19 protein-coding genes are annotated in these 15,040 nt (G+C 68.8%); 7 read left to right on the top strand and 12 right to left on the bottom strand.

Annotation, left to right across the window (positions count from 1 at the left end; all coding sequences use genetic code 11):
• Positions 1-80 precede the first annotated feature (80 nt).
• The 4 genes from D103_RS0107665 to D103_RS0107650 all read left to right on the top strand — a co-directional run bounded on the left by D103_RS0107665 (position 81) and on the right by D103_RS0107650 (position 3,776).
• Complete coding sequence (locus tag D103_RS0107665) at positions 81-572, top strand: Lrp/AsnC family transcriptional regulator (RefSeq protein WP_018866164.1); 492 nt, start codon at positions 81-83, stop codon at positions 570-572.
• Positions 573-931: 359 nt separating this feature from the next.
• Positions 932-1,549 (top strand): transcriptional repressor LexA, encoded by a 618-nt coding sequence (lexA, locus tag D103_RS0107660; RefSeq protein WP_018876400.1) that lies wholly within the window; start codon positions 932-934, stop codon positions 1,547-1,549.
• Between the two features lie 3 nt (positions 1,550-1,552).
• The gene (gene imuA, locus D103_RS0107655) at positions 1,553-2,185 is read left to right on the top strand and encodes a translesion DNA synthesis-associated protein ImuA (RefSeq protein ID WP_018876399.1); all 633 of its coding nucleotides are present in this window, start codon (positions 1,553-1,555) and stop codon (positions 2,183-2,185) included.
• Between the two features lie 157 nt (positions 2,186-2,342).
• Positions 2,343-3,776 carry a DNA polymerase Y family protein gene (locus D103_RS0107650; protein WP_018876398.1) on the top strand — a complete coding sequence of 478 codons (1,434 nt, stop codon included), beginning with the start codon at positions 2,343-2,345 and terminating at the stop codon, positions 3,774-3,776.
• 33 nt (positions 3,777-3,809) lie between these two features.
• On the opposite strand, the gene rnk is transcribed toward D103_RS0107650, so the two are convergent.
• The 5 genes from rnk to D103_RS0107625 all read right to left on the bottom strand — a co-directional run bounded on the left by rnk (position 3,810) and on the right by D103_RS0107625 (position 6,319).
• Positions 3,810-4,220: a nucleoside diphosphate kinase regulator gene (gene rnk / locus D103_RS0107645; RefSeq protein WP_018866160.1), complete on the bottom strand. Its 411-nt coding sequence runs from the start codon at positions 4,218-4,220 to the stop codon at positions 3,810-3,812.
• 164 nt (positions 4,221-4,384) lie between these two features.
• Positions 4,385-4,732, bottom strand: coding sequence for a rhodanese-like domain-containing protein (locus D103_RS0107640; RefSeq protein ID WP_018874975.1), 348 nt, complete (start codon positions 4,730-4,732; stop codon positions 4,385-4,387).
• A gap of 46 nt (positions 4,733-4,778) precedes the next feature.
• Positions 4,779-5,447 (bottom strand): thioredoxin family protein, encoded by a 669-nt coding sequence (locus tag D103_RS0107635; RefSeq protein ID WP_018876395.1) that lies wholly within the window; start codon positions 5,445-5,447, stop codon positions 4,779-4,781.
• Between the two features lie 18 nt (positions 5,448-5,465).
• Positions 5,466-5,918, bottom strand: a complete 453-nt coding sequence (locus D103_RS0107630) for a glycine cleavage system protein H (protein WP_018866157.1) — start codon at positions 5,916-5,918, stop codon at positions 5,466-5,468.
• Between the two features lie 2 nt (positions 5,919-5,920).
• Positions 5,921-6,319, bottom strand: coding sequence for a hypothetical protein (locus D103_RS0107625; protein ID WP_038028475.1), 399 nt, complete (start codon positions 6,317-6,319; stop codon positions 5,921-5,923).
• Positions 6,320-6,452: 133 nt separating this feature from the next.
• Between D103_RS0107625 and D103_RS0107620 the strand changes: the two genes are divergently transcribed.
• Both D103_RS0107620 and D103_RS0107615 read left to right on the top strand, forming a co-directional pair.
• Positions 6,453-6,995, top strand: coding sequence for a hemerythrin domain-containing protein (locus D103_RS0107620; RefSeq protein ID WP_018866155.1), 543 nt, complete (start codon positions 6,453-6,455; stop codon positions 6,993-6,995).
• Entirely contained in the window at positions 6,988-7,686 is a 699-nt protein-coding gene (locus tag D103_RS0107615; RefSeq protein ID WP_018866154.1) for a hemerythrin domain-containing protein, read from the top strand. Before D103_RS0107620 ends, D103_RS0107615 begins: the two co-directional genes overlap by 8 nt.
• Before the next feature lie 36 nt (positions 7,687-7,722).
• Here the strand turns inward: D103_RS0107615 and D103_RS0107610 are convergent, their stop codons facing one another.
• From D103_RS0107610 to rluB, 4 genes are all read right to left on the bottom strand, one after another.
• Positions 7,723-8,883 (bottom strand): nitrate/nitrite transporter, encoded by a 1,161-nt coding sequence (locus tag D103_RS0107610; protein WP_018876393.1) that lies wholly within the window; start codon positions 8,881-8,883, stop codon positions 7,723-7,725.
• 72 nt (positions 8,884-8,955) lie between these two features.
• The gene (locus tag D103_RS0107605) at positions 8,956-9,171 is read right to left on the bottom strand and encodes a lipopolysaccharide assembly protein LapA domain-containing protein (protein WP_017941597.1); all 216 of its coding nucleotides are present in this window, start codon (positions 9,169-9,171) and stop codon (positions 8,956-8,958) included.
• Positions 9,172-9,251: 80 nt separating this feature from the next.
• Positions 9,252-9,905 (bottom strand): endonuclease III domain-containing protein, encoded by a 654-nt coding sequence (locus D103_RS0107600; RefSeq protein ID WP_018866152.1) that lies wholly within the window; start codon positions 9,903-9,905, stop codon positions 9,252-9,254.
• 6 nt (positions 9,906-9,911) lie between these two features.
• A complete protein-coding gene (rluB, locus tag D103_RS0107595) occupies positions 9,912-10,907 on the bottom strand; it encodes a 23S rRNA pseudouridine(2605) synthase RluB (protein ID WP_018876392.1) in 996 nt (331 codons plus the stop codon).
• 59 nt (positions 10,908-10,966) lie between these two features.
• Here rluB and moaB point away from each other — a divergent pair, with 59 nt between their 5' ends.
• The gene (gene moaB, locus D103_RS0107590; RefSeq protein WP_018876391.1) at positions 10,967-11,503 is read left to right on the top strand and encodes a molybdenum cofactor biosynthesis protein B; all 537 of its coding nucleotides are present in this window, start codon (positions 10,967-10,969) and stop codon (positions 11,501-11,503) included.
• A gap of 310 nt (positions 11,504-11,813) precedes the next feature.
• Here the strand turns inward: moaB and D103_RS0107585 are convergent, their stop codons facing one another.
• The 3 genes from D103_RS0107585 to D103_RS0107575 form a co-directional block, all read right to left on the bottom strand.
• Positions 11,814-13,598: an N-acetylglutaminylglutamine amidotransferase gene (locus D103_RS0107585; protein WP_018876390.1), complete on the bottom strand. Its 1,785-nt coding sequence runs from the start codon at positions 13,596-13,598 to the stop codon at positions 11,814-11,816.
• A 102-nt stretch (positions 13,599-13,700) separates the two neighbouring features.
• Entirely contained in the window at positions 13,701-14,588 is an 888-nt protein-coding gene (locus D103_RS0107580) for a LysR family transcriptional regulator (protein WP_255349394.1), read from the bottom strand.
• 40 nt (positions 14,589-14,628) lie between these two features.
• On the bottom strand, positions 14,629-15,018 hold the full coding sequence (locus D103_RS0107575) for a hypothetical protein (RefSeq protein WP_018876388.1): 390 nt from the start codon (positions 15,016-15,018) through the stop codon (positions 14,629-14,631).
• Positions 15,019-15,040 lie beyond the last annotated feature (22 nt).

Raw genomic sequence — 15,040 nt, 5'->3', positions numbered from 1 at the left:
ACCTTGCGTTTTTCCCTATCAAGACCTTAGGAGGGATCTATCATTGCGCATTAATGCTCAATATGCGCAATAATCCACCTATGAAACCGCAACCGCACTCACTGGACCGCTATGACCGCCGCATCCTCGAGATCCTGCAGGAGGACGCGAGCCTGTCGAACCAGGCGCTGGCCGAACGCGTCGGACTCAGCCCCTCCCCGTGCCTGCGCCGCGTCCGCGCGCTCGAACAGGCCGGTATCCTGCTGCGCCGCGTGGCGCTGCTAGACCGGCGCCGCCTGGGCCTGGAACTGACCGCCCTGATCCACATCGGCATGGACCGCCACACCCCGGAACGCTTCGCGCATTTCGAGGAGACCGTGGCCGGCTACCCCGAGGTCCAGCACTGCTACCTGATCACCGGCCAATCCGCCGACTACATGCTGCAGGTGGTAGTCCCCGACATGGACGCCTACCAGGACTTCCTGCTGCGGCGCATCACCCGCCTCGAGGGCGTGGACAGCGTGCACTCCAGCTTCGTCCTGCGCCGCGTCGTCGACCGCACCGCCCTGCCACTCGACTACACCCCCACCTGAAACGTCTTAAAACCCAGGGCAAATTCACCACGAAGCCCACGAAGGCACGAAGAAGTTCAAGGGCGATTCACAGGAAGGCTGGAAGGTTAGAAGGCTTTGATGGTGAAGCGTGATGGCAGGCAGACATATGGGGAGCGCTGACTGAATCGTACGCCCCTAAAGTGGCCGCTTCCCAGCATTGCCCTGGTAGCGCCCGTCATGGCCCCTCTATCTTCCAGCCTTCTCTTCTTCCTGTAGACCGTTTTTGACCTGGATCTTGACCTTCTTCGTGCCTTCGTGGGCTTCGTGGTGAATCCGCCCTTGCCCTGCGGCGAGCCCTCCGGATACTGTATATATAGACAGATACTGGAGGGCGCCTTGTGTCGCTTACTGAACGCCAGCAGGCCATCCTCGACTACATCATCGAGACCGTCGCCAACCAGGGCACGGCACCGACCCGCAGCGAGATCGCCCGGGCCTTCGGCTTTCGCTCACCCTACGCGGCCGAGTGCCACCTGAAGGCGCTGGCAAAAAAGGGCGCCATCGAACTGCTGGGCGGCACCTCCCGCGGCATCCGCCTGCCGGGCGCGGTGCGCAGCACACCGCGCGAGCTGCCCCTGGTCGGGCGCGTCGCCGCCGGACTGCCCATCCTTGCCACCGAACACATCGAGCGCCACTACCGGGTCGACGACGCCCTGTTCCGCGCCCGCCCGGACTATCTCCTGCGCGTGCACGGCGAGAGCATGCGCGACGCCGGCATCCTCGACGGCGACCTGCTGGCCGTGCGCCAGACCCCGGAGGCCCGGCCCGGTCAGATCGTGGTCGCCCGCATCGAGGACGAGGTCACCGTCAAGCGCTTCGCGCAGGACGGCCCGCGGGTGCGCCTGCTCCCGGAGAACCCCGACTTCGCCCCCATCGAGATCGACCTGGAGCGCCAGGCGCTGGCCATCGAGGGGGTCGGCGTGGGCGTTCTGCGCGATCTCGACCCCCAGGCCTGAGTCATGGGCGCGCTGGATACCCTGCTCGACCATCCGGCGCTCTGGCGCGGACGCAGCGCCACTCCGGCCCCGGATGCCCCGGTCTGGCCCAGCGGCCACGCGGAACTCGATCGGGCCCTGGGCGGGGGCTGGCCACGCGGTCAGCTGGTCGAACTGCTGGGCGCCCCGTTCGGCAGCGGCGAGACCCGGCTGCTGGTCCCCATGCTGACCGCCTGCGGCCAGGACGACTACTGGATCGCGGTGATCGCGCCACCGGCCACCCCCTGGCTGCCGGGCTGGCAGACCCTGGGCATCCCGCCGGAGCGGGTACTGCTGATCCGCACCGAGCACGATCGCGACACCCTGTGGGCCGGCGAGCAGTGCCTGCGCGACCCGGCCTTCGGCGTGCTGCTCGCCTGGCTGCGCCGTCCCGTGGAGACAGCCCTGCTGCGCCGGCTACGCCTGGCCGCCAGCGAGAGCCGGGCCTGCGCCGTCCTGTACCGGCCGCCGGACGCCGCGGCCCAGCCCTCACCGGCCCATCAGCGCCTGCGCTGGCAGGCCGCGGCCGCCGGCCTGGAACTGCACTGCCTGAAGGGGGCCGGCCACTGGGCCCGTTCCGGCCAGCCCCTGTGGATTCCCGAAGCACCGGAGGCCTGAGATGGGCCAGCCCGCCCGTCCCGCGCGCGCAGCCACACCCCCGGAACCCGCCCGGCAGCAACTGAGCCTGCTGCCAGCGGCACCCGCCCTCGCACCCACTCCCCGGCCACCGGAGGCACGCCCCGCCAGTTCCGCCCGAGTGCCGCGGGAACACTGGATGGCCATCGAGCTGCCGCACCTCGCGCTGGAGGCCCTGGCCCGGGCGGAACCGGACCCGGAGCGATTGCAACGCCCCCTGCTGGTGGTGGAATCCGGCGCCATCCCCCGGGTGCACGCCGCCAACCGTGCGGCGCGGCGCGCCGGTGCGCGACCCGGCATGGCGCTGGGGGATGCGCTGGCCGTGCTGGATACCCCGGAACTGGTCGAACATGACCCGGACGCCCTGCGGACCCAGCTGGAGATGCTGGCCGGCGTACTGCTGCGGTTCTCCGACCATGTGCACCCGGAACCGGAGGTCCACCGTATCCTGGTGGAGGTCGGACGCAGCCGCCGCCTGTTCGGCGGCCTGGAGGCGTTGCGCCAGCAGGCGCAGGACACCCTGGCCGGCCTGGGTTTCCATCCCCGCATCGGGCTGGGGCGCAGCCCCGCCGCCGCGCGCCTGCTGGCGCACCTGCGCAACCCCGCGATCGCGGAGGACCCCGAGACCCTGCGCCGGCTGCTGACACCCGTCCCGCTGGAGGCCCTGCCGCTGGCCGCCACCACCCGCGAGGGCCTGCGCGCCGTGGGCCTGCGCCAGCTCGGCGACCTGCTGCGGCTGTCACGCCCCGAACTGGCCCGGCGCCACGGGCCGGAGTTGCTGGACCTGCTCGACCGCCTGCTGGCCCGGCGCGCGGAGACCCTGCCCCGCTTTACACCACCCCCGGTGCTGGATCTGTCCCTGCGCCTGGAGCACGAGATCCATGCCACCACGGCCCTGGCCTTCCCGCTCAAGCGGCTGCTGCGCCAGGCCGAGGCCCAGTTGCGCGGCCTGAACCGCAGCCTGCAGGGGATGACCCTGGAACTGACACATCGCGAGGCGCGCACCCGGCTGACGCTGGAACGCGGACAGCCGGGCATGCGCGCCGACGAATGGCTACCCCTGTGGCAGACTCGTCTGGAGCGCGAAACCCTGCCGGAGGCCGTCATCGGCCTGCGCCTGCGGGCATCCCGCCTGCTGGATCCCCCGGACCGGGGCGACAGCCTGCTGGCCGGGGACCCGGCGAGCACGCCACCGGCGGATCAGCTGCCCGCGGTGCTGGCCCGACTGCGCGCCCGCCTGGGCGAGCCGGCGGTCACCCGCCTGGTCAACCGCCGCACCCCAAGGCCGGAGGAGGCCCAGGGATCACGCCACGATCTCGCCGTTACTCCGGCCCCGGTCGCCCCGACACCGGGCCAGCGCACCGTCGGGGCGGCCCTGTGGCTGCAGGGCCCCGACCCCGCCACCCCGCCCGACCAGCCGCAATGGCTGGGGCGGCTGGAAGACGGCTGGTGGGACCATGGCCAAGATGCACGGCGCGACTACGCCCGGGCACTCGATCGCCAGGGCCGCCGGCTCTGGCTGTATCGCTGCCTGCGCAGTGGCCAGTGGTATCGCCAGGGTTACTGGGGCTGAATCCGCGCCGGATACGCCCACCGCCCCCGTCCGTCAGCGGTGGTACTCGCCCGCCCGCTCCGGCTGGTACTCGACCTCCACGATGCGCACATGCATCTGCCCGCCACCCGGGCGCGGCCACTCGATCTCGTCCCCCTCGGAAAGCCCCAGCAGGGCGCTGCCCACCGGCGCCAGGATCGACAGCGTGCCGCCGCTTTCATCCACGTCCCGCGGGTATACCAGCGTCATCGAGAATTCCTCGCCGGACTCGGTCACCCGGAACCGGACCTTCGAGTTCATCGTCACCACCGCACCTGGGATCTCGTGCGAATCCACCACATCCGCGCGGTCCAGCTCGGCCTCCAGATCGGCCTTGCCCGGAAAGGCATCCTCCGGCAGCGATTCCAGCAGCTTGTCCAGACGCTCCATGTCCGTGGTGGAGACGATGATCTTCGGCTTGTTCACGTTCACACTCCAAATACACGACGCGCCCCCGGAGAGACGCGCCAGAGAAGAAAATTCAGGGATTTTCCGGAAACCGGGAAACGAACTTCGAGATTAGCCAAGTCTCGACGAAAAAGCGATCCAGCCAGTCACGGCACTGGAATATCGATCCGCCCGCACACTCACTACCGGCCCTCGCCGTCCCGCCAGGCCGCATAGCCGCCGCGCAGCACATGCGCATCGATCCCCATCGCCCGCAGGCTGTCGGCCACCAGCTGGGACCGGCCACGCCCCCCACAGAACACCACGACGGGCTGCTGGGGGTCCTGCATGTGAGATTCGATGGTGGCCTCCAGCTTGGGCCGGGGGATATTCACCGCGCCCTCGATCGTACCCTCGGCCGCCTCCTCCGGCTGGCGCACGTCCACCAGCAGAAACGGCTTCCCGTCCTGGCGCCAGCGGGCCACCTCGGCCGGTTCCAGATGCGGCAAACTCTGTTCCAGATCACCAATACGTTTCTCGAAAAGACTCACGGCCACACTCCGAATCGTGGGTAGGCCACCATCCTATCGCGCGAGCTCAAAGGGACGGACGCACCAGCAGCGGCACCACCCGAACCGTAAACAGCGCCAGGCCGATCAGCGCCGCCAGCGCACCCACCGCCGTCAGCATCGCAACCCCCAGGATCCAGCCCAGGCCCATCCCCACCACGGCCAGATGCACCAGGATCTGTGGTGCCCAGGCCCACAGCCAGCCGCCCGCGATCGGGTGCCCGGTAAAGCGCGGCAGCATGTGCTCGCCCAGCCCCATGATCAGCAGCAGCAGAAAGCCCAGGGTAAAGCCGTGCAGCGCCGCCGGCCGGGCCGCGCCCTCCAGGAAAAAGCCCCCCAGCGGCAGCGCCGCCCCCGCGATCAGCAGCCAGACCATTGCCCCCAGCACCGAGGCCCGGCTGGAGGGCGACAGGCCCAGCCCCACATGCCGGGCCGCCTTCTGCGTACGCTCCGGGGCGGCGCCCACCAGTTCGGTGGCGGCGGTGCGATCCAGCAGACCGATGTGCTTGAGCTCGCCATCGACCACCACCGCCGGGATGGAGCGGATACGCAGCCGGGTCGCCAGCTCGCGGCCTTCCGGCTGGCCCATGTCCACCACGGCGAAGTCGATCTGTTTGTCCTCGGCCACCTGGCGCCAGATGCGCTCGGCATCGTGACAGGAGGCGCACCATTCGGATACCAGCAGTTCCACCTTCATGAATCCGTCTCCCCCGGCTCAGTCCGCGCAGCGCATGCAGTGGATGTCGTAACGATCGATCCATTGCTTCAGACCGGTGATCGCCTCGGGGCCGGTGTGCAGCCGCTCCAGCGCCTTTTGCGGGTCGTCCGGGCGCATCACCACCACCCAGGCATCGGTGTAGGGCGCGACGTTCACCAGACCCGGATCGGCCTCCACCGCCGGATTGATACGCTCGATGGTGCCGTCGAACGGGGTCGGAATGCCGCCCGCCCACTTGCCCGACTCCAGCCGCGCCACCGGCTTGCCCGCGGCACGGTGCGAACCCGGCTTGCGAAAACGGAAGTACTGCACACGGCCCGCCATGGTCTGCGCCGGATCGGTGATCCCGAGGGTGAAGGTGCCGTCGTCCTCCGGCCGCACCCAGACGTAGTCCAGGTCGTAGAACAGGTCGTCCGGCAGCTCGCAGCCGTTGTATTCCTCGCGTGCCATGGTTATGCCCCCTTCGGTCCATAGTGGCGCACGGTCAGCGCGATGTTCACGGCGAACAGGATCATCGCCCCCCAGGCCAGCGCGCCACCCACCGCGACCGTCGCGTTATGGAAGACCAGCCAGCCAGCGACCATCACCCACAGCCCGATGTTGGCCAGCAGGAACTGCGCATGCCCCAGGCGTTCGGAGAACAGGGACCGCCCGGAAAAGCGCGGCAGCACATGCAGCCCCACGCCATAGATCATCATGGTCACGAAACCCAGCAGCATCAGGTGGCCATGGATGCGCGGCACGTTGCCGGGGATCAGGACGGGATGCACCAGCCAGAGGATGCCGAGCAGCCCGCCCAGCAGGGCATAGACCAGGGCCGCGAGGATGAACATCCGGTTTCGAGGGTGCATGCAATGCTCCTTGTCAGGTTTGACTCAGCATACTTTAAGCTATATTCCATATGCATTGATCGAGATCAACACCCGCTCGCGTCCGATCGGTAACAGTCACCCTTCAGGAAAACCCGCCAAGGCCGCAACTGCCATGCATCTGCAACTCCACGAGACCGTCCCCGGATTCCAGCAGCCTGTCGAGCTGCTGCGCGCCTGTCACCGGCGCATCCTCAACTCCCTGGACATCCTCGAGCGTCTGCCCGCGCACCTCGCCGAAAAAGGCGCCGACGAGGAGGCGCGCACCGCGGCGGCTCGGGTCCTGAAATACTTTCACGAGGCTGCCCCCAATCACCACGCGGACGAGGACGAGGATCTGTTCCCCCTCCTCCAGCGGCACTGCGACCACCCCGACAGCCACCCCCAACTGTGCGAATGGCTGGAGCGCCTGAGCGCGGAACATGCCGAGATCGAGGCCGGCTGGGACCGGCTGGAACCGGCCCTGCAGCGAATTGCCGACGGCTCGACCGCGGAACTGACCGGCGCGGAGGCCTGGATCCGGCAATACCGCGTGCATCTCGACCTGGAAGAGCGGGCCGTGCTGCCGTTCGCCGAGCACCTGCTGAGCCCGGAGGAGCGCCACACCATCGGTGCCCGCATGGCCGCACGGCGCGGGATCGGGAGCGACGATGGCTGACTTCCTGCTCGATCTGCGCGGCTTGGGCGACCATGCCCATACGCGGGCCTATTACACCCTTCGCGAACTGCGGCCGGGCCAGATCTTCGAGGTCTGGCTGGACCAGGAACCGAAGCTCCTGATGGACGCCGTCGGCCTGCAGCTGCGGCATGCCATCCACTGGCGGGGTCTCGAAAACGGGCCACCGCTGTGGAAGCTCGCGGTGCAGCGCCGCGAGGATGTCGCCCCGGTGGACCTGGTCGACCTGCTGGAGCGCGACCACCTGCGCATCGACCGCCTGTTCGCCAGTGCCCTGCACAAGGTGAACGCCGGCGATCTCGAGGGGGCCGCACCGGATTTCCACGCCTACGTGGATGGCCTGCGCCGCCACGTGGAGGTGGAAAACGAACTGATCGTGCCGCTGCTGGACCTGCCGCGCAGCCCGAATGGCCAGGACCCGACCTCGATCATGCTGCGCGAGCACGACGAGATCCTGGAACAGACCGCGATGCTCGAGCATGAATTCAGCGAAGGGGTCGACGAGGCCTGGGCCGTGGCCCCGTTCTTCGCCCTGATCTCCGGCGCGCTGGCCAAGCACGAGGGCCGCGAGGAGCAGAACCTGTTCCCGCACTGGAGCCGCGCCCTGCGCGAACAACCGGACGCCGCCGCCGAACTCCTGGAGCGTGCGCAGGCCCGACTCACAGCCTCCTGATCGCTTCTGCGTCGCAGGCGGTGCGACGCGACCGCTTCAGCGAGCCGTAACGGGGCGAAGCGGCGGCGACAGGCGGGCCAGCGCCCAGAGACCCAGCAACGGGCCGGGCAGCAAGAGCCACAGGACCCACAACCCGCCATCCGCCCACAGCCAGCTCGTCAGCCAGATCGCCGGCAGGGTCAGGGCAAAGCCAATCGCATTCATGACGCTCAGCGCGGACCCCACCGCGTCCGCCGGCGCACTGTCCGCGGCCAGCGCGGAGAACTGCGGCGAGTCCGCGATCACCGTCAGGCCCCACAACGCCAGCAGGCCGAACAGCAGCCAGGGCGAGTGCCCGGCCAGCAGCGGATACAGCAGACAGGCCAGGCCCGACGTCGCCAGGGCCACCCGCGCCACGCGCAGACTCCCCAGGCTCCGGCTCAGGCGGCCGCCCCAGACACAGCCGGCCAGCCCCAGCGCGATCACGCTGAAGGCAAGCCACGGGATCAGCGCGGCATCGGCCTCCAGACGCGACAGCTCGCGCGCCACCAGCAGCGGGACCAGCGTCCAGAAGGCGTACAGTTCCCAGCAATGCCCGAAGTAGCCTCCGGCCACGGCCCGGAAGTCCCGCCGCCGCAATGCACGAAACCCCTTGCCCAGACCCGGTGTGCGCCCCGGGGGTGGCAGGTGGGGCCCATCCCCCAGGCGCAGGATCAGGAGTGCCGCCAGCACCGCCAGGAAAGACGCCAGCAGCACCGGGATCGCCCAGGGGAAGTCGAGCGTGGCGCCGCGCAGCAGATGCGGCAGCGCGGTGCCCAGGGTCAGCATGCCCAACAGCCAGGACAGGGCCCAGCCCTTGTACTCGGGCGTCCAGGCAATCACTAGCTTCATGCCCAGGGGGTAAACCCCGGCCAGCGCCAGTCCGACCAGGAACCGCGTGAGCAGGGCCATCTCCCAGACACCGGCCAGCAGGATAAACATGGCGTTCAGTCCGGCCCCAGCCACGGCAGAGATCGCGAACAGCCGGCTGGCACGAAAACGGTCCGCCAGGCCGGTCGCGGCCACCGCCAGCGTCCCGGTGATGAAGCCCGTCTGGGTCGCCATGGTCAGCCAGCCAATCTCGGCCGGCGACCAGCCCAGTGCCTGCTGCAGCGACAACCCGACCCCGTTGACCGAGAACCACAGCGACGTGCCGAACAGCTGTGCCGCCACGATCACCAGCAGGGGGTGACGACGAATCCAGAGCGCCGTCACCGTACGCGACCGGTCATAGGCATCGAAGCGCTCCGATCAGCGACTCGCGCCACGGATCCAGCGCTTGAGCAGGGCCACCAGCGCGCCCCCGGAGACGAGCCCCAGCAGGTAGATCCCGACGATCAGCAACGCCAGTGGCAGCGTCACATGCAGGGTCAGGAAATTCAGGGTCACCAGTCGCAGGTTCTGGATTGCAAAGATCGCGACCACCGCGACGAACACGATGATCAGCAGGGAGTAGACGTACCGCATGCGACCTCCCGGGTCAGTCGGGCCAAACGCTCAGGTTCGGGCGCCCCGGGGTCAGCGTCAACCGGCACGAGGCGGCGACCTCAAGGGTTTCCCCGAGTGTCGGGATGGCTGCAGTGGTCGCGCAGCGGGCAGCCTTCGCACCGCGGTCGCGGGCGGCAGCGCTCCTTGCCGTGCTCCACGATCAGCGCATGCAGGTCGTTCAGGGCGGCCACATCCGGCCCCAACTCCGTCTCGACGTGGCCACGCAGCTGATCATAGGGGGCCTGCGCCTGCGGGACCTCCAGGCGCTCGAACAGACGCCGCGTGTAGGCATCCACCACGAAGACCGGGCGGTCGAAGGCATACAGCACGATATCGTCGGCCGTCTCCGGGCCCACGCCCTTGACGCCCAGCAACGCCGAGCGCAACTCGGCCGTTTCCAGCGCGGTCAGTCCCTCGACACCGCCGGATGCCTCGAGGAAGCGCAGCAGATGCCGCAGCCGGTCGGCCTTCACGTTGAAGTAGCCACTGGGACGAATCCGCTCGGCCAGTTCTTCCGGGTCAAGCGCCATCAGTCCTTCGGGCGAGAGGGCATCGATGGCGCGCAGGTTGTCCAGGGCCTTCTCGACGTTGGTCCAGCTGGTGTTCTGGGTCAGTACCGCACCGACCATCACCTCGAAGGCGGTATCGGCCGGCCACCATTGCAGGTCGCCGTACTCCGCGCGCAGGGCCTCCAGAAGGTCGGGAATCCGCACGTGGCGTTACCGCTGGCGACGCCCGCCCGATTTGCCACCGCCCGCCGGGCGACCGCCGGAACGACCGCCCGAGGGCTTCGCGCCCCGGCCACCACCGCGACCACCAGGGGATGCCGGCTTGCCCGACTTCTTCGGCGGCGAGGAACTCCAGCCGTCCTCGCGCGCCGCCCGACTGTTGCGCGACTTGCCGGCCGCCGCCGGCTTGCCGGGCCGCTGCTTGCTCCGGGGGTCGCGGCGCGGTCCGCCCCGCCCGCGAGGGCGCGCCGATTCCGGGATCGGCAGGTCCACCGCCGCGTACAGCCCGGCCACCTCGCGGCTCTCCAGGTCGCGCACCGCGCCGGTCTTCAGACCCCGCCCAAGGACCACCGGCCCGTAGCGCACCCGGATCAGGCGGCTGACCGTGACCCCGACGGCATCCCACAACCGCCGCACCAGGCGGTTGCGCCCCTCGCTGACGATCACGTGATACCAGTGATTGGCGCCGTCCCCGCCCTGCTCCTCCAGACTGTCGAAACGCGCCGGGCCATCCTCCAGCTCCACGCCCTCGCGCAGCATGTCCAGCGTGGCCGCCGGCACCTCGCCGAGTACCCGCACGGCATACTCGCGTTCCAGCGCCATGCTCGGGTGCATCAGCCGGTTGGCCAGCTCACCGTCGGTGGTAAACAGCAGCAGGCCCGAAGTATTCAGGTCCAGCCGGCCTACCGCCACCCAGCGCTGCCCCTTCAGACGCGGCAGGCTGGCAAACACCGGTCGCCGGCCCTCGGGATCGGAGCGGCTGCAGATCTCGCCCACCGGCTTGTGATACACGATCCAGCGGTGCGGGTGCTCCGGGCGCCGCACGATACGCCCGCGCACGCGAATCACGTCGTGCTCGTCGACCTGATCCCCCAGCCGCGCGGTCCGGTTGTTCACCTGCACCTCGCCGCGCTCGATCCAGCCCTCGATCTCGCGCCGCGAACCCAGCCCGCGCGCCGCCAGGACCTTCTGTACCCGCTCCGACATTCCCGGAACTCCAGCAACTCATTAAGATGGGCGCCACGATACACCAACAGGACGTTGCCATGACCGATTCCACGCCGGAGACCACCCCCGTCCGGACGCCGCTGAACATCGCTGTGCTCACCGTCTCCGACAGCCGCGAACTGGCGGAGGACCGCTCCGGCGATGCCCTCGTAGAACGCCTCGAAGGCGCCGGCCACCGCCTGGCCGATCGCGGGATCGTGAAGGACGACATCTACGCCATCCGCGCGGAACTCTCGCGCTGGATCGCAGACCCCGAGATCGATGCGGTGCTCACCACCGGCGGCACTGGCATCACCGGCCGTGACGGCACACCCGAGGCCGCCTCGGTGCTGCTGGACAAGACCATCGAGGGCTTCGGCGAGCTGTTCCGCATGCTCTCCTATGAAGAGATCGGCACCTCCAGTCTGCAGTCCCGCGCCCTTTCAGGGGTCGCGAACGGCACCTACATCTTCGTACTGCCCGGCTCCACCGGCGCCTGCCGCACCGCCTGGGACCGCATCATCCAGGCCCAGCTCGACGACCGCACCATGCCCTGCAACCTCACCATGCTGATGCCGCGCCTGACGGAGTCCTGAGGGAAACACGGATTTCACCACGAAGCACACGAAGGCACGAAGAAGGTCCAGGGCGGGTTGCACCACGGAGCACACGGAGATCACGGAGAAAGTCGTTGATTGGCTTGCAGCTGAAGTACGTGCCAAGCATATCGAACTGCATTGGGGTGACCCCCTTTAGACGGACTATTCCCGGCCCATGATGCTCGCGCCCTTCACCCGAAATGCCATGGGCCGTCTCCGTGTACTCCGTGTCCTCTGTGGTTAATCCGCTCTTGACCTTGACCTTCTTCGTGCCTTCGTGTGCTTCGTGGTGACATACACCCTTTGATCACGCATCCACGTGAGTCTGCAGCCAGTATTCGAGCAGGGCTGCGTGCCAGAGCTTGGAGCCCTGGATGCGGGTGAAGTACTGGTCCGGGGCGTCCAGCAGCTTGTCGATGTAGGCCGGCTGGTACAGCCCGCGCTCGCGGGATGCGCGCGAGGTCAGGATGTCGCGCATGAATTCAAGGAAGTCGCCGCGCACGTATTTCAGCGCCGGCACCGGGAAGTAGCCCTTGGGCCGGTCCAGCACCGCGTCCGGCAGGCGCCCGCGGGCGATACGGCGCAGCACGTCCTTGCCGCCGTCGCCCAGCTTCAGGTGCGGCGGCATCGCGGCGGCCGTCTCCACCAGTTCGTGATCCAGAAACGGCACCCGTGCCTCCAGGCCGAAGGCCATGGTCATGTTGTCCACGCGCTTGACCGGATCGTCGACGATCAGCGTGGTCACATCCAGCGCCAGCACCGCGTCGATGAAGGAATCCGCGCGGTCGGTCTCGAGTTCGGCGAACTGTTCGCGCAGCCAGTCGCCAGTCACATCGTTCGCCGGCGGGTGGCGCAGCATCTCGGCCATCTCGGGGTGGTCGCGGTCGAAGTAGTGGCGGCGAAAACGCTCCACCCAGTCGCCGTGGCGATCCTCGGCCATCTGCGGATACCAGAAATAGCCACCGAAAACCTCGTCCGCGCCCTGGCCGGACTGCACCACCTTCACATGCTGCGAGACCTGCTCGGACAGCAGGTAAAAGGCCACCGCGTCCTGGCCGAACATCGGCTCGGCCATCGCCCCCACCGCCTCCGGCAGCCGGGCCAGCACCTGGTCGTTGGGGATCAGGGTCGCCTGGTGGTCGGTGGCGTAGCGCTCGGCGACCGGATCGGAGTATTCAAACTCCGAGCCCTTCTCCTCCGGCTGGTCCTCGAAGCCGACGGTAAAGGTGCGCAGGTCCTGCGCCCCCTCCTCCATCGCCAGCGCGACCAGCAGGGAGGAGTCCAGCCCGCCGGAGAGCAGCACGCCGACCGGCACGTCGGCCACCTCCAGGCGCCTGCGCACGGCGCTGCGCAGACTGTGCTCGATACGCTCCTGCCATTCGGCGTCGGACACGGCCGCGTCCGGGCGGTGGGCATGCAGCGTCCAGTAGCGCTGCAGACGTTCCTGGCCGCGCGCATCGATGCTCAGGTAATGCCCCGGCTCCAGCTTGCGGATGCCGCGCAGCACGGTGCGCGGCGCGGGCACCACCGCGTGCAGGGAGAACAGCATGTGCAGTGCCTCGGCATCCAGTTCGGTGTCCACGTCGCCGGCCGCCAGCAGGGCCTGGGTGTTGGAGGCGAAGCGGATGCCGTCGCCGGTGCGCGCCAGGTACAGCGGCTTGATGCCCATGCGGTCGCGCGCCAGCAGCAGGCGCTGGGCGTGGCCGTCATACAGCGCAAAGGCGAACATGCCGTGCAGCCGGGCGACGATGCCCTCGCCCCACTCGGCGTAGCCGCGCAGGATGACCTCGGTATCGCCGGTGGAGAAAAAGCGATGGCCGCGGCCCTCCAGCTCGCTGCGCAGGGCGCGGAAGTTGTAGATCGCGCCGTTGAACACCAGCGCGAGCCCGGTCTCCGGGTCGAACATCGGCTGGTGCGCGCGCTGCGACAGGTCGAGGATCGACAGGCGCCGGTGGCCCAGCGCGACCCGCCCCGAGGCCCACAGCCCGTCGGCATCCGGCCCGCGCCGTTCCAGGCGGGGCAGCATGCGTGCGACGGCCTCGCCGCTGGCGCGCCGCTCACCCCAGACGAATTCTCCTGCGATCCCGCACATTGGTTCTTTCCTTGTGATTGGGTATTGCGCTCAGGCTTGCGGGCACGATCCGGCGCGGGCCGGCGCTTCGCGGGCAAGCCCGCTCCCACAAGCTTTGCCTGACTATGAAGGCTCGCCTCGGAAGCCTTGTTCCAGTGCTGCCATCAGGGACCGGCTGGCCACGCCGGCGCGATCACGATCAGCATGCGTAATGTAGAACGGCACCCGGTGGCGCGCCCCGGCCTCCAGATGCAATTCGACCAGGCGGCCGGCGGCAAGATCCCCCGCGATGCGATCCTCCGGCACCCAGGCGAACCCGATGCCCGAACGCAGGATCTCGCAGGCCGTGCCCATGTGCGAGACCGTCCAGCGCTGGTCCGCCTCGACCCAGCCGCCCTGGCCACCTCCCTGGTCGCCGGAATCGCGCACCACCACCTGGCGGTGTGCCTGCAGATCGCGCCGGGTCAGGGCCGCCTCCGTCTGGGCGAGGGGATGCGAGGGATGCGCGACGCAGACCATCGACAACTCGCCCAGACAGCTCCCGAGATAACCGGAAGGCAGTTCCGGCCCCAGCAGAATGTCCACGGCCGCTTCCCGGAGCATGTCCGGCCCCCCGCTCAGCACCACCTCGTGCAGCTGGATCCGGGTGGCCGGGTAGGCCTTCGAGAAGGTCTCCAGCGCCCGGATCACCGGCTCGCGCGGCAGCAGCTGGTCCACCGCCAGCCGGATCTCGGATTCCACCCCTGCCGCCAGCGCGCCGGCCAGGTTCTCGATCTCCGCCGCCTCTTCGAGCAGATGCCCGGCCCGGCGCAAAAGCGCCTCGCCCGCCGGGGTGAGTACGGCCTTGCGGCCCTGCACCTCGAAGACATCCACCCCCAGCTGCTCTTCCAGCTTCTGCACCGCATGGTTGATGCTCGACGGACTCTTGTGCACCCGTTCGGCGGCACGCGCAAAGCCGCCGGCCTCCACCACCGCCTGCAGCATCCGCCACTGTTCAAGGGTGACACGCATCAATCGGCCCGCTCGGACAGGCCCATGGGGCCGCGCCCTGTCAGTGTTCGTCGGGGCATCCGCAACCCGGCTTGTGAGTGCGCGCATGCCACTCCTCGCGCAGGCGGGCATAGGCGGCGCCGGTCAGCAGTACCAGGTGTACGGTGGAGGGATAGATTCGGCCATCCAGGCGCAGGGTCTCGGTCAGTTCGGGGTGGCTGCCTTCGGGGATGTAGAAGAAATCCACGCCCTCGCGCAGCTGGTCCTTGCGTGCCTTGAACAGGCGAAAGGCCGTGCCCTTGGGCACCCCGTTCCAGTCGTCGATCTGGCGCAGGCTCAGCGTGGCATACCCGGCGTGAATGATCGGCTCGGGAACCGGACCGGCCGCGGAACCTTCCTGGCCGTGAAACCGTCCCGCGCTCCGGGGGTCTTCAACTGTATCGGTATCCATGCTGGCATTATGCACACACCGC

Source organism: Thioalkalivibrio sp. ALE31 (assembly GCF_000377405.1).
GTDB lineage: Bacteria > Pseudomonadota > Gammaproteobacteria > Ectothiorhodospirales > Ectothiorhodospiraceae > Thioalkalivibrio.
This window is presented reverse-complemented; position numbering and strand designations above follow the sequence as displayed.

Bases quoted from the DNA above. Each gene is read 5' to 3' on its own strand.
- D103_RS0107665 (WP_018866164.1), top strand. From the start codon at position 81: ATGAAACCGCAACCGCACTCACTGGACCGCTATGACCGCCGCATCCTC.
- imuA (WP_018876399.1), top strand. From the start codon at position 1,553: ATGGGCGCGCTGGATACCCTGCTCGACCATCCGGCGCTCTGGCGCGGA.
- D103_RS0107650 (WP_018876398.1), top strand. From the start codon at position 2,343: ATGGCCATCGAGCTGCCGCACCTCGCGCTGGAGGCCCTGGCCCGGGCG.
- D103_RS0107635 (WP_018876395.1), bottom strand. From the start codon at position 5,447: ATGAAGGTGGAACTGCTGGTATCCGAATGGTGCGCCTCCTGTCACGAT.
- D103_RS0107630 (WP_018866157.1), bottom strand. From the start codon at position 5,918: ATGGCACGCGAGGAATACAACGGCTGCGAGCTGCCGGACGACCTGTTC.
- D103_RS0107625 (WP_038028475.1), bottom strand. From the start codon at position 6,319: ATGCACCCTCGAAACCGGATGTTCATCCTCGCGGCCCTGGTCTATGCC.
- D103_RS0107620 (WP_018866155.1), top strand. From the start codon at position 6,453: ATGCATCTGCAACTCCACGAGACCGTCCCCGGATTCCAGCAGCCTGTC.
- D103_RS0107615 (WP_018866154.1), top strand. From the start codon at position 6,988: ATGGCTGACTTCCTGCTCGATCTGCGCGGCTTGGGCGACCATGCCCAT.
- D103_RS0107605 (WP_017941597.1), bottom strand. From the start codon at position 9,171: ATGCGGTACGTCTACTCCCTGCTGATCATCGTGTTCGTCGCGGTGGTC.
- rluB (WP_018876392.1), bottom strand. From the start codon at position 10,907: ATGTCGGAGCGGGTACAGAAGGTCCTGGCGGCGCGCGGGCTGGGTTCG.
- moaB (WP_018876391.1), top strand. From the start codon at position 10,967: ATGACCGATTCCACGCCGGAGACCACCCCCGTCCGGACGCCGCTGAAC.
- D103_RS0107585 (WP_018876390.1), bottom strand. From the start codon at position 13,598: ATGTGCGGGATCGCAGGAGAATTCGTCTGGGGTGAGCGGCGCGCCAGC.
- D103_RS0107580 (WP_255349394.1), bottom strand. From the start codon at position 14,588: ATGCGTGTCACCCTTGAACAGTGGCGGATGCTGCAGGCGGTGGTGGAG.
- D103_RS0107575 (WP_018876388.1), bottom strand. From the start codon at position 15,018: ATGGATACCGATACAGTTGAAGACCCCCGGAGCGCGGGACGGTTTCAC.